The organism is Alkalihalophilus sp. As8PL (assembly GCF_040939795.1).
Lineage (GTDB): Bacteria > Bacillota > Bacilli > Bacillales > Bacillaceae_D > Alkalihalophilus > Alkalihalophilus lindianensis.
The window spans coordinates 2,403,414-2,416,131 of sequence record NZ_CP162551.1; the positions used below are offsets into that span (position 1 = coordinate 2,403,414).

Consider the following 12,718-nt stretch of genomic DNA (forward strand, 5'->3'; position numbering starts at 1 on the left):
CCGATATAAACAATGTATCATCACCATATGGATATCGATTGGAAAGGGTGACGTTAGATGGCGACACATATGCAGTCAGCTTACAAACAAAATGCAATGAAAACAACTTCCCCAGGGGAGTTAACGTTGATGTTATATAATGGATGTTTGAAATTTATCAAGTTTACACGTGCGGCAATGGAAGAAAATAATCTGGAAAAGCGTAATCTTAATTCAACAAAAGCACAAAATATTATCCGTGAGTTAATGGTTACCTTAAAAACGGATAATGAAGTCGGTCAGAACATGATGCGGATGTATGATTTCATTTTAAATCGTTTAGTAGAAGCGAATGTAAAAAATGATGCAAAGGCGCTAACTGAAGCAGAAGAGCTAGTTGTTGAGTTCCGTGATACATGGAAAGAAGTGATCATGCTTGATCGTAAGCAGCGTCACGGTGCTGGTGGACAAGCGTAATGTCTGTGGTCAAAGAGCTTTATGTGGCGACAAGTTCACTCTATCAGTTTGCCTTAGAGCCTCTTCCAGAAGACGATGATGCTCGTGATCAATTTATCGCACACATTGATGAGCAGCTTGCTAGTCGCGAGGCGCTTATTCCGAAAATCGACCGGGACTCTCTAACGGAGGGTGAGAAGAAGCTTGGAGATGAACTGGTGAAATTAAACGAGAAGCTGAACGTGCAGCTTTCGGTGATTCGTAGTGACATTCAAGCCAATCTTTCCGAGCTGAAAGTGAAGAAGCAGACCGGAAGAAGATATGAAAATCCGTACGACGGCCCGACCGCTGATGGTGTGTTTTTTGATAAGCGAGGGGTATAAGGTGAGCGCAGGTTCCTAATAGGGGCTTGCGCTTTTTTAATTTGCCTACTGTTGGTGATATCTTCCTTTCGCTTACGTTTGGGTAGGTTATACTATGAAAAAGAAATGTTGAAGGAAGTGATGGTTTATGTTGAAAATGTCTGACTCTATAGAAGAAGCGATTGCCATTTTTTCGTCTGAGGGAAATGAGTACTTGGAGGTTCAAGATGACGATGGAGAGGTCATTGGATTACTTACTTTGAGTGCGTTAAATGAAGCGATTCAACAAAAGGGGATTGACCATTCAATTGAACGTTTAATTGATCGTAAGGACTTAATCGAATTGCAGCCACTTCCTAAAACGATCGTAGAAAATGACTATTCCAAGCTCCTTCAAAGCCATGTCTTTGAAGAAATCATTCATTCCCTCTATGACGGTGTCTACATCACGAATCAAGATGGCGTGACAGTAGCGGTAAACCGGGCGTATGAACGAATTACAGGGATTAAAGCAGAAGAAGTAATTGGCTATCATATGGAATACCTCGAAAAAGCAGGATTCATTTCAAAGTCTGTCTCGATTGAAGTGTTAAAAGAAAAGCGTCCGATCACGAGAATGCAAACGATTAAAAATGAGCGTAAAATCATTGTCTCAGGGACACCGATCTTTGCAGAAGATCAACAAGTGTTATACGTGATTAATAGTGTTCGAGATATTACAGAATTATTGCGCCTGAAGCATGAGATCGAAGAATTGCAGCAGATAAAGTCACTTCGCCAAAGTGCAAAAGATATGAACAGTGATATGTATGATGAGATTCTGCATTCATCAATTATTAGTGAAGAAACGTTTGAGATCTATGAGCTTGCAGAACGTATCGCTAAAACAGATGTGAAAGTGTTAATCCAAGGTGAAACGGGTGTAGGAAAGACGTTAATCGCCAAGTTTATTCATGAAAAGAGCAACCGAGTAAAGCAGCCTTTTTTTGAACTGAATTGTGGAGCCCTCCCTGCAGCTTTAATTGAAGCAGAGCTTTTTGGCTATGTGGCCGGTGCATTTACGGGGGCTTCTGCAAAAGGGAAAAAAGGATTAATGGAATTAGCTCATGAAGGAACGCTCTTTTTAGATGAAATAGGTGACTTACCGCTAGAGCTGCAAGTGAAATTATTAAAAGTCGTCGAAGAAAATAAATTTATACCTGTTGGATCAACCGAGGTGAAGCATGTTGATGTCAGGGTGATTGCCGCATCTCACAAAAATTTAAAAGAGATGGTGGCTCAGGGGACGTTTAGAGAGGACTTGTTTTATCGATTAAGTGTAGTACCTTTGACGATTTCTTCCTTACGCCATAGAAGAAAAGAAATTATTCCGCTTATCGATTACTATTTAGAAAAATGCAACGAAAAATATGGCTATGACAAGCAATTCTCGCTTGAGGCATTGGATACGTTATCAGAATACCGTTGGCCGGGGAATATTCGTGAATTAATTAATGTAGTGGAAAGGCTAGTCGTGACGACAAAAGATCCTGTTATTGACGTGCAGCATATTCCTGAAGAATGTCGTATTTCCTATAAGGACCACATGGATACTGAAGAGATTCTCCCTTTAAAAACGGCGATATCGACACTGGAACGAGAGTTAATTATGAGAGCATTGAAGAAATATAAAACGACTCGAAAAGCAGCCGAAGTGTTACAAGTGAGTCAATCAACGATCGTTCAAAAGATGAAAAAGTGGGAACGTGACGAGTAGAATTTTAATCAATTTCTTTATTTTGATTAGTATTCTACTCATAAAATACAACTGGAAGAATATTCCTTTATTGTGAATGCGCTTCTCTGACCTGTATTTTCTAAATATTTTAAACGTTGGCACGTCTCTTGCATTTAACAAAAGCAAGAAGGAGGCGTTTATATTGAATATCGCAACATTTAAAAGTGCGAACAAGTTGATTACAGGTGAAGGGTCAACTGAAAGATTACTAGAAGAAGTGCAAAGGTTAGAGATGAAAAATCCATTAATCGTAACGGATCAAATCCTAGTCGAGATAGGCGTCGTTGAAACAGTTCAATCTAAATTAAAAGGCCTTACAAGTGATATATATAGTGGAGTAAAGCCTGAACCTGAGATTATGCTCGTGGAAGAATGTACATCTATTTTCAAAAAGGGAAACCATGATGGAGTCATTGCCGTTGGGGGAGGAAGTGCTCTTGATATAGGGAAGAGTGTTTCTGTATTTGCCAACTACGAAGGGGAAATTGAAGAACTGTTTGGAACTGATCTTGTTCCGGAAAAAGGGTATCCGATCATTGCGATCCCGACTACAGCTGGCACAGGCTCAGAAGTGACGAATATTGCCATTCTTTCTGATAAACAAGCCCAATTAAAAAAAGGAATTGTAAGCGACTACATGTTGCCAGATGTAGCGATTGTGGCTCCTGAAATGACGCTTACGATGCCGCCATCTGTGACGGCTGCGAGTGGGGTCGATGCGCTTGTTCATGCGATTGAGGCTTATATTTCGGTTAATGCTTCTCCGATCACTGATTCCTTGGCCATTGGGGCAATGAAACTTATAGCTGAGAATCTACCAAAAGCTTATGCTAACCCGAACCATATGAAAGCACGAGAAAATATGGCAACGGCTAGTTTAATGGCAGGGATGGCGTTTGGAAATGCAGGAGTAGGAGCAGTTCATGCTCTAGCATATCCTCTTGGCGGGAGATACAACATCCCTCATGGAGTAAGCAATGCTCTTTTACTCCCATATGTGATGGAATGGAACAAAATTGGCTGCCTCGAACGATTTAGAGATATTGCGATGGCATTAGGTGAAAATGTAAGAGAGCTATCAGATAGACAAGCTGCTGATATAGCAGTTAGTGCGATGAAGACTTTGTGTGAGGCTGTTAATATCCCTAGTGGATTACGTTCATTCGACGTGCCAGAAGAAGACATTCCTTCGATGGCAGAAGATGCAAGTAAAATTGATCGCCTCTTAAAAAATAATCCTCGATTGTTCTCGTTTAAGGACATTGAGTTGATCTATCAATCTGCGTATTAAAAGGTAAGGGGGGATAGAGATGTTATGGAAGCAAAGAAAAGATGGTGAAGAAACACCTTATACGCCGCTTGGTCCGTTTAAATTAAGATTGCCTTTTCTTCATTACAGATTTGAGTTACCTGATTACTTCCAAGGCTTACTCATGTGTGCAGTCGATTTAGCTGCGATTCCATTAATGGTTCAATACTTAGGAATGCCGTTTGAAGTGGCATTAGCAGTCGTTATTTTAAATGGATTATTGTATTTAACGCATCATTTACTTGGGGATCCTGTCGTACCAGGCTGGATTACACCAGCGATTCCATTGATGATTTTATTTGTAACGCAATTTCCTGAAGGCGATGAGAGGGTCTATGCATTGATCGCCTTTCAATTGACCTTAGGGATATTCTCGATTTTCCTCGGCGTAACAGGACTAGCTAGTAAAGTAGTAAAATTAGTTCCGAATGCTTTAAAAGCAGGTGTCATTTTAGGGGCAGGTTTTGCAGCAGTCATATCTATTTTTGAAGTAGGAGGACGTTTCGAGTTATTTCCGATCACGATCAGTATTACATGTGTGGTAGCTTTTTATCTTATTTTCTCCAAGCATTTCGCTAAGCTGAAAGCAAGGGGTGGCGTATGGCGTGTTCTTGCTAACTTAGGGATTTTCCCGATTATCTTATTAGCTATCTTTATTGCGCCGTTAGCGGGTGAAGCATCTTGGCCGCAAATCCAGTGGGGATTCAGTAACCCTGATTTTGTCACTTTGTTCACGGAGTTTACTGTATTTGGGTTAGGCTTTCCACCATTGATGATGTTTATCTCTTCAATTCCGACTGTACTCGCTACGTATATCGTGTTATTTGGTGATGTATTGCAAAGTAAAGCACTTGTTAGTGAAGCAGATGAGATTCGAAAAGATGAAAAAATCGATTATGATCCGAACCGTGCTCATTTAATTTTTGGTGGGCGTAATGCGACGATGGGGATCTTTGGACCGGACATTGTGATGTGCGGACCGTTATGGGCAGCGATGCAAGTCGTGGTCATCGAACGGTACAAAGATGGAAAGAAAGCAATGCATTCTATTTTTGGAGGATCTGGTTCATTCCGTTGGGGAACGAATACAGGACTTCTATTGTTACCGGTCGTTAGTTTAGTCGAACCAATCCTTGGGGTTGCTCTTGCTTTAACCCTTCTTATTCAAGGGTATGTAAGTGTTCGTGTAGGGATTATGCAAGCAAGAAGTCAACGAGATTTAGGAGTAGCTGGTATTATCGGTGCTGTTCTTGCCACGAAAGGTGCAACATGGGCCTTCGCAGTAGGGATCATTCTTTGTCTAGTTGTCTACGGGAAAGATTTCTTTAAAGGTGATGAGGAAAAAGAAGAATTTGACTATGAGCGTACGAAAAAAGCTCAATGATAAATAGAGGAGTGGGTATGATGAAACACTATCAGCATTTTATCAACGGTGAGTGGGTAGGTCATGAATCAGAAGCGATTGAAGTAACGAATCCAGCTACAGCAGAAGTGATCGCAACGGTTTCAAATGGAGGAGAGTCAGAGGCGAGGGAAGCAGCAGATGCAGCTTTTGAGGCGTTTAAAGAGTGGTCGCACTATTCAGCTTATGAACGGGCGGAGCTAATTAGAAAATGGCATGATTTGATCGACCAAAATAAAGAAGAGATTGCTGAAGTGATGACTCGTGAACAAGGGAAGCCCTTTAAAGAAGCCTTAGGAGAAATGAATTATGCAAATGGATTCTTCTCTTGGTATGCAGAAGAGGCCAAGCGTATTTACGGTGAAACGATTCCAGCAACCCAACGTAACAAGCGATTGTTTGTTCATAAGCAACCGGTCGGGGTTGTCGCAGCGATCACGCCATGGAACTTTCCTGCTGCAATGATTACAAGAAAAGTGGGCCCAGCATTAGCGGCTGGATGTACTGTTGTTTTAAAGCCAGCTAATTTAACCCCGCTTACGGCGATAAAGATGGTCGAACTGGCTACAGAAGCTGGAATTCCTAAAGGAGTCATCAATCTGGTGACGGGTAATTCAAGGGCAATCGGTAAGGTGTGGCTAGAGGATGATCGGATTCGCAAGCTAACGTTTACCGGGTCAACGGAGGTTGGTAAAACGTTACTAAAAGGAGCAGCAGACACGGTTAAGAAAGTGTCGATGGAGCTTGGAGGACATGCTCCGGTTATCGTCCTTGAAGATGCCGATATAGATAAGGCGGTGGAAGGAGTGATTGGGTCGAAGTTTCGAAATGCAGGACAAACATGCGTCTGCTCGAATCGTATCTATGTTCATGAATCGATTCACGAGCTATTTATCCAGGAACTAGTCGCTAAAGTGAAAGAGCTACGCATTGGTAATGGACTAGAGGAAGGGATCGATATTGGACCTCTTATTGATGAAGCAGCTGTTGAAAAGGTCCAAAAGCATATTGAGGATGCAGTTAAACAGGGAGCTAAAATCGAAGTAGGAGGTAATCTCGTAGGGCAGCTCTTTATGGAGCCAACAGTTTTATCTCAAGTGAACGATGAAATGATCTGCATGACGGATGAAACATTTGGTCCACTTGCACCTGTCACTACATTTAAAACAGAAGAAGAAGTCATTAAGCGTGCCAATGATTCAATATATGGACTGGCTGCTTATGTGTTTACCGAAAACATCACACGTGGCATCCGTATGACTGAAGCACTTGAGTATGGAATCATCGGGTTGAATGACGGTCTGCCATCAACTCCGCAAGCGCCATTTGGTGGTTTCAAACAAAGTGGCATCGGACGAGAGGGAGGTCATTACGGCCTAGAAGATTATTTGGAAATTAAGTATGTTTCTCTAGGGCTTTAATGGGTAGCGAGTAAGGCGACGGACCCGAGTAAAGGACGCTTTTCAAAAGTGCCCTCTATTCGGGTTTTTCAAGTTTTTAGAAACAATGACTATAGGGGCTTGTGCTCTGGTGTAAGGTGAATACATAATAGAAGAAGCAACTTCATAAAGCAAGGTGGCGGCCGAACTCCCTTCATGAAAGGGGGTGAGGCTTATAACGACATATGAGGCACTTAGTCTAACAGCGCAATTTAGCGTTGTGTTAATCGCGGTGCTGACGTTAGTTATCACAATTGTCGTCCAAATAAACAAAAAGAAATAGCCACCCTGCTCGCCAAAGTTAGGTAGGCTATTTCTTCTTAGCGTATTTACTTTAGTTGGTCGCCATCGATGCGACATGTCGTTGCGGTTTGCCGAGTGTTCGTTGCACTCGGTCTTTTTTACGTTTTGATCTTTGTATCCTCATTATACAAGAAGAAGGGTAATGGGAGCAAGATTGATAAAGAAAAACAGCGCAAATTGAATGCGCGCTGTTGATCTTATTTACTCATCCGTTTCTTCTTCCTCTAATTCAAACTCTGTTTCATCAAAGTCTTCGAAGTTTTCAAAGTCAAAGCTGAACTCCTCAGCAGAGTCGATGATTTCTTGTGGAACTTCAATGCTATCAATTTCGTTAAAGTTAGAGAACGTTCCTGTTGATTGTTGAACCATTGAGATCGTTTCACCTTCTGCTTCCATCGAAAACTCCATTGCCATGTCGACGGCTTCTTGGTAGAACGTCTCTTTATTAATGTGGATCGTATAATCCATTCTCGTAATATCCATCATAGCTGTTAATTCACTTAGACCATCAGCCATTCCTTCACCAAGCATCATGTTTAGTTGATCCGCCATTTGATCGATTGATTGATCTGAACCTTCAATCGTAATGATGTAGTGATCTCCTTCTTCGGTCATCGTCAAGTTCTCAGTATAACTCTTCAACAGCTCAAGCTGCTCTTCTGGATTCATTTGCATTTCTTGTAAGGCAAGTAAATCTTGAGTGAACTCATCAGGGTATTTAAACCACACATCTTCCATGCCATCATTCATGTACGCACCATCTTCAGTGAAATACACTTCTGCATTCATCGTCGCTTCTTCAAGCTCAGGCATTTGCATGGATGTTTGTTGGTAGAAAGCAAGTGGATTTTGTGTCGCATCCATTTTCATTTTCATTTGAGTTGTAAATGTTTCATCCTCACCAAGCGTTGTTTCTTGGTCCACGTCCATTTCAGTCGTGAAGCTTTCCACACTATTCATTGCTTCAATCGACTTCGTTAAGATATCTTCTATACTTAGTTCTTCAGACATTTCATCTTCTGCTACATCCTCTTCAGGAACTTCCGTCTCTTCCTCTGTGGTCGCTTCATCCTCAGCGTCTGCAGGCTCAACAGCTTCTACTTCTGGATCCTCTACGTCAGTTGTCGATGATTCATTACAACCAGTCACGATCAGAAGAGCTACAATCCCAGCACCTAACCATTTCATTCTCTTCATTGATTCATCCCCTTTTAAAATTGCTCACCTATGTCATTACTTATTTTACCAGAGAATACCAGGTGGGAACAGTGGAAAATCTCAATCAATTGGATAAACGAAGGGAATTCATTCTTTTTACTCATCACATTGGTATGAGAAACGGCACCGTTGAACGTACGTTTATAAGAGAGCTTTACCCTTTTTTACCTAGTTAAAACTAGAATAAAGCAAGCGTTTACAACTATTTTAGTATTGTTGATTATGAATTTACTTTATTTTCTGTAAATTTATAGTTGAAAGCGTTTGACAACTAAATCTCACGCTGCTATAGTAAAAGTGTGGAAATTATTCCACTGAATTAAGTTACGAAGGGAATGTGAAAACATGCAAGGAAAAGTTAAATGGTTTAATGCAGAAAAAGGTTTTGGTTTCATTGAGCGTGAGGATGGAGACGACGTATTCGTACACTTCTCAGCTATCAATTCTGATGGATTCAAGTCTTTAGACGAAGGTCAAGACGTTGAGTTTGAAATTGTTGAAGGTGCTCGCGGACCTCAAGCTGCAAACGTAGTTAAGCTTTAATTCACATTCCTGGGTAGGAAATGAACTTTAGCTGAACGATACAACCCATTCCGGTTTCGGGATGGGTTTTTATTATTGTGAAATAACTTATCGCGAAAGTCGTAAATAGCAATGTCGAATGAGGGAAGTTTTGGAATGAGTGAAGCATGGTGAAATGGAAAGGATAGTTATAGGGCGATGTTCTAGATAGAATAAGGGGTTTGAAGCTATAAGATAGGGAATGGGCGGACGCTTACTTTCTATTAAATAGTCGTTTGTAAATCCTCTTTGTAGAATGTTGTCACAATTTATTAAATTTTTTAAAGGTTTAAGAAGGAATCTCGGAAGGGTATATAGAATATTAAGTACATAGAAAAGGAGGAGTTCTTTATGAATTACAATATTCGTGGCGAAAACATCGAAGTAACTCCAGCATTACGCGACTATGTTGAGAAAAAGGTTGGTAAGCTAGAGCGCTATTTTGACACAACACCAGTAGCAGATGTAAATGTAAAAATGCAAGTGCTTAATAGCCAACACATTATCGAGGTTACCATTCCAATGCCTCAACTACTATTACGTGGTGAAGAAACCCACACTGATATGTACGCGGCAATTGATAAGGTGATTGAAAAGCTTGAACGACAAATTCGTAAGCACAAAACAAAAGTAAATCGTAAGTTCCGACAAGAAGGAAGCTTAAAATATATGTTCAAGAACGAGTTAGAGCCTCTTGAGCAGGAAGAGCCAGAACCAGAGGATGGCGAGCTTGAAGTGGTTCGTACAAAGCGCTTCAACTTGAAACCGATGGATGCCGAGGAAGCGATTTTGCAAATGGATATGTTAGGCCATAACTTCTTCGTCTTCTCAAATGCAGTAAATGGCGACACAAGCGTAGTCTATCGTCGTAAAGACGGTAAGTACGGTTTAATCGAGCCAGAAGCTTAAGAATATGCTTAAAAGGAGTGCAGCAGATGCTGTGCTCCTTTTGTTTGTTGTCATGTTTTTAGGCCCTGATGAGAGTAGTTATGAGCGCAATTTCCGATATATGAGCGGATAAGAGCCTGATATGAGCGCAATCTCTTTTATATGAGCGAAAGCGCGCCACATATGAGCGCAATTCTCGATTTATGAGCGAGCGCACCAAGTATGAGCGATTCAGCGCTATATATGAGCGAATGCCTCGCTACGCATCTGAATATATGCTTCGTTCCGCATATAAACCAACACCTCGCAAAAGATGGTGCTCTACCCCAACGCCTCGTACAGCCTCGTCTCCATCAGCACCGTATCAATGGGACATACTTCCGAATCGCGGCCGTATTGCCACGCCCATACATTGGCATCACAATCGGGGCGTGCTGGGTTGTAGCGTGGGATGCGGTTTTTCGGACTTGTTCCGGGCTCGGGCTCTGCACTGAAGATAACCGCTTGCTGGGTGACGTTTTCATTCGCTGCAGCTGCCTCGCAGTACGCTGCATTAAAGGCTCCTTCGACTGGGTCACCATAGAAGCCGGGGCGGTACGGGCTCGTATAGAAGGCGTCTACCCAGGCTGTGATCCAGGCAGCATCGACGTTGAAGAAGTTTTCAATATTAGCAAACACAAAGCTACCTTCACCAATGCCAAGGCGTCTTGCTTGGAAAATGGCGTTGCGTGCGGCGACTCCACCGGCACGTTCGCCGACTGCTTCACTGAAATTATTATAGATAGGCATTATTTTCATGCCTTGATCGCGGATATAGCGTATTTCTTCCGGTGTCAGCCCTTCACTCACATTTTCAATCGTGGTCAGGTAGCGGCCCCAAAAATCCGGCTGTCCGTACGAGGAGGTTACGCACTCATACAACTCTTGTGTGACAGCTGCGGCCGAATCTACCCCCCAATTTATACTACGTCGATTTCGATACATGTAATGACCTCCTCCTTTATAGCCACGATATGCAAGATGGGTGTAGTTGGAAGGATGTCTAAACGAAAAAAAGAGGAAATCGCCTATAAAAGACGATTTCCTCTTTATCTTATAAACTGAATCCAGATGGTACCACGTTTAGGTCGATACCCCAGAATAATGGAACCATGAAATACACGGCAAGAACGATCAAGAAAGCAGCAATTAGGTTAATTAAGAACCCAACACGCACCATCTCTATAATTTTCAACTTACCCGTACCGAAAATGATCGCATTTGGTGGTGTACCAACTGGTAGCATGAATGCACAGTTGGCAGCCATCGCACAAGGAATCATTAACGCAAATGGGTGAATGTTCAACGCAAGTGCTAATGACGCTACAACTGGGATAATCATGGTGGCTGTAGCTGTGTTTGATGTGATCTCTGTTAAGAAAAGAACGAATAGAGCTACAGCGGCAATCATCACGATGAGGTGTAACCCATCAAGTACCGTCAGCTGTGTACCCATCCAGTCAGATAAACCTGTTTCTCTAAAACCAGCAGCGATCGCCAGACCACCACCAAATAGAAGCAGTACGCCCCACGGAATATCACGTGAGTCTTTCCATTCTAAAATGCGAGAACCAAATTTACGCTGTGTAGGGATAACAAATAGCAATACAGCGGCAAAAACAGCGATCATTCCATCGCGTATTTCTGGAACGAAATCAACCCAGATGAAATCGCGGGTGATCCACATAAATGCAGCAAAGGAGAATACTCCAGCAACTGCTTTTTCTTCGAATGAAATAATTCCAAGCTTACTGCGTTCGCCCTGGATTAAATCTTTGCCCCCTGGGAGTCCTTTAATGCTCATCTTAAATGCCATGCGTCCAAGGTACATCCATGCAATAAAGAGTAAAAGAATAACGACTGGAACCCCTACCATCATCCATCTTGCAAATGAGATTTCAACATCAAATAATTGCTGAGCTTGTGCAGCTAAAATGATGTTTGGAGGTGTCCCGATTAATGTACCAAGCCCCCCGATTGTACCAGCATAACCAACACCGAAAATAAGAGCTTTTTCAAATTTAGGTAAGTCACGTTCTTCTGGTTTTCCTTTAAGAGCTGCAGCAACTTGAGCTGTGATCGCAAGCCCCATCGGTACCATCATCATAACGGCTGCGGTATTTGATACCCACATGGATAAAAAGGCAGTGGCAATCATGAAGCCGAGAAGAATGCGTTGTGTGCTTGTCCCGATAAACGCAATAATAGCAAGAGCCATCCGCTTGTGAAGATTCCATTTTTCCATTGCAGTGGCAATGAAGAAACCACCTAAGAATAAGAAGATAATGTCGTCACCATAGGCGGAGGTAACTGTTCCACCGTCAAGTGCTCCGGTTATCGGCAGCAAGAAAATTGGTAAAATCGATGTTGCTGGAATAGGAATTGCTTCTGTAATCCACCAGGTCGCCACCCATAATGTGATCGCAAGCACAGCTCTTGCTTCAAAGCTTAGCCCTTCTGGTGAGAAAAATAAAATGGTTAATAGAAATAAGGCTGGTCCTAAAATAAGACCGATTAACTGCGATTTTGAATACGATTGTTTAGGTTCTTGATCTTGTGGTGGAGTCGAGTTGTTTGTAGGACTCGCACTATGTGCACTAGACTTGGCTGCTTTGGCAGCGGATCCTTTTTGATAAGAAAAGACATTAAGTAGATTTTTCGTTTGACGATGTGAGTGCCAAAGGCCGTTCCAAACATTAGCTACTGTTGTTTTCATCTTATAAGCCTCCCTCTCTGAAAGCGGTTTCTTTCTTTATATTCTGAATCATTTGAGTCTTATAGTACAGTTTTAGTAACTTTAATGCAGGCTTTTGTAACTAAAGAAAGCGGAAGGGCTGTTTGTAACGGTGAGAAATTCCATATATTGTTAGCGTTTGCTCGAATAATTGTTTGTTTCGCCCGATTAAATGTTATTTCGCCTGAAAAACGTCTGAGTTCGTCTGAATCTAGTAATTGAGCGCTCAGTCAACAGAGCATTAAAAAGCT

Annotated in this window: 12 protein-coding genes; 9 read left to right on the forward strand and 3 right to left on the reverse strand. The window is 41.9% G+C overall.

From position 1 onward, the window contains the following. The first annotated feature begins 57 nt into the window (after window positions 1-57). The 7 genes from fliS to AB3N04_RS13645 all read left to right on the forward strand — a co-directional run bounded on the left by fliS (window position 58) and on the right by AB3N04_RS13645 (window position 7,007). Window positions 58-456 carry a flagellar export chaperone FliS gene (fliS, locus tag AB3N04_RS13615; protein WP_368503285.1) on the forward strand — a complete coding sequence of 133 codons (399 nt, stop codon included), beginning with the start codon at window positions 58-60 and terminating at the stop codon, window positions 454-456. Between the two features lie 23 nt (window positions 457-479). Beyond that, window positions 480-818 carry a flagellar protein gene (locus tag AB3N04_RS13620; protein WP_368503286.1) on the forward strand — a complete coding sequence of 113 codons (339 nt, stop codon included), beginning with the start codon at window positions 480-482 and terminating at the stop codon, window positions 816-818. A gap of 127 nt (window positions 819-945) precedes the next feature. Then, a complete protein-coding gene (locus AB3N04_RS13625) occupies window positions 946-2,553 on the forward strand; it encodes a sigma-54 interaction domain-containing protein (protein WP_368503287.1) in 1,608 nt (535 codons plus the stop codon). 163 nt (window positions 2,554-2,716) lie between these two features. Beyond that, complete coding sequence (locus AB3N04_RS13630; RefSeq protein WP_368503288.1) at window positions 2,717-3,865, forward strand: iron-containing alcohol dehydrogenase; 1,149 nt, start codon at window positions 2,717-2,719, stop codon at window positions 3,863-3,865. Window positions 3,866-3,884: 19 nt separating this feature from the next. Next, complete coding sequence (locus AB3N04_RS13635; protein ID WP_368503289.1) at window positions 3,885-5,267, forward strand: hypothetical protein; 1,383 nt, start codon at window positions 3,885-3,887, stop codon at window positions 5,265-5,267. A 20-nt stretch (window positions 5,268-5,287) separates the two neighbouring features. Further along, the gene (locus AB3N04_RS13640; RefSeq protein WP_368506053.1) at window positions 5,288-6,706 is read left to right on the forward strand and encodes an NAD-dependent succinate-semialdehyde dehydrogenase; all 1,419 of its coding nucleotides are present in this window, start codon (window positions 5,288-5,290) and stop codon (window positions 6,704-6,706) included. Window positions 6,707-6,944: 238 nt separating this feature from the next. Next, entirely contained in the window at window positions 6,945-7,007 is a 63-nt protein-coding gene (locus tag AB3N04_RS13645) for a hypothetical protein (protein WP_368506054.1), read from the forward strand. 221 nt (window positions 7,008-7,228) lie between these two features. Here the strand turns inward: AB3N04_RS13645 and AB3N04_RS13650 are convergent, their stop codons facing one another. Further along, window positions 7,229-8,224 (reverse strand): DUF6612 family protein, encoded by a 996-nt coding sequence (locus tag AB3N04_RS13650; RefSeq protein ID WP_368503290.1) that lies wholly within the window; start codon window positions 8,222-8,224, stop codon window positions 7,229-7,231. Window positions 8,225-8,590: 366 nt separating this feature from the next. Between AB3N04_RS13650 and cspD the strand changes: the two genes are divergently transcribed. Together cspD and raiA are read left to right on the forward strand one after the other, a co-directional pair. Next, window positions 8,591-8,788, forward strand: a complete 198-nt coding sequence (gene cspD, locus AB3N04_RS13655) for a cold-shock protein CspD (protein ID WP_034634086.1) — start codon at window positions 8,591-8,593, stop codon at window positions 8,786-8,788. Between the two features lie 369 nt (window positions 8,789-9,157). Continuing rightward, window positions 9,158-9,715: a ribosome-associated translation inhibitor RaiA gene (raiA, locus tag AB3N04_RS13660; RefSeq protein ID WP_047973919.1), complete on the forward strand. Its 558-nt coding sequence runs from the start codon at window positions 9,158-9,160 to the stop codon at window positions 9,713-9,715. A gap of 300 nt (window positions 9,716-10,015) precedes the next feature. On the opposite strand, the gene AB3N04_RS13665 is transcribed toward raiA, so the two are convergent. Together AB3N04_RS13665 and AB3N04_RS13670 are read right to left on the reverse strand one after the other, a co-directional pair. Next, on the reverse strand, window positions 10,016-10,678 hold the full coding sequence (locus AB3N04_RS13665) for a glycoside hydrolase domain-containing protein (RefSeq protein WP_368503291.1): 663 nt from the start codon (window positions 10,676-10,678) through the stop codon (window positions 10,016-10,018). Between the two features lie 109 nt (window positions 10,679-10,787). Further along, complete coding sequence (locus AB3N04_RS13670) at window positions 10,788-12,449, reverse strand: DASS family sodium-coupled anion symporter (RefSeq protein ID WP_368503292.1); 1,662 nt, start codon at window positions 12,447-12,449, stop codon at window positions 10,788-10,790. Between the last annotated feature and the right edge of the window lie 269 nt (window positions 12,450-12,718).

Bases quoted from the DNA above. Each gene is read 5' to 3' on its own strand.
- AB3N04_RS13640 (WP_368506053.1), top strand. From the start codon at position 5,288: ATGAAACACTATCAGCATTTTATCAACGGTGAGTGGGTAGGTCATGAA.
- raiA (WP_047973919.1), top strand. From the start codon at position 9,158: ATGAATTACAATATTCGTGGCGAAAACATCGAAGTAACTCCAGCATTA.
- AB3N04_RS13625 (WP_368503287.1), top strand. From the start codon at position 946: ATGTTGAAAATGTCTGACTCTATAGAAGAAGCGATTGCCATTTTTTCG.
- fliS (WP_368503285.1), top strand. From the start codon at position 58: ATGGCGACACATATGCAGTCAGCTTACAAACAAAATGCAATGAAAACA.
- AB3N04_RS13635 (WP_368503289.1), top strand. From the start codon at position 3,885: ATGTTATGGAAGCAAAGAAAAGATGGTGAAGAAACACCTTATACGCCG.
- AB3N04_RS13650 (WP_368503290.1), bottom strand. From the start codon at position 8,224: ATGAAGAGAATGAAATGGTTAGGTGCTGGGATTGTAGCTCTTCTGATC.
- AB3N04_RS13665 (WP_368503291.1), bottom strand. From the start codon at position 10,678: ATGTATCGAAATCGACGTAGTATAAATTGGGGGGTAGATTCGGCCGCA.
- AB3N04_RS13670 (WP_368503292.1), bottom strand. From the start codon at position 12,449: ATGAAAACAACAGTAGCTAATGTTTGGAACGGCCTTTGGCACTCACAT.
- cspD (WP_034634086.1), top strand. From the start codon at position 8,591: ATGCAAGGAAAAGTTAAATGGTTTAATGCAGAAAAAGGTTTTGGTTTC.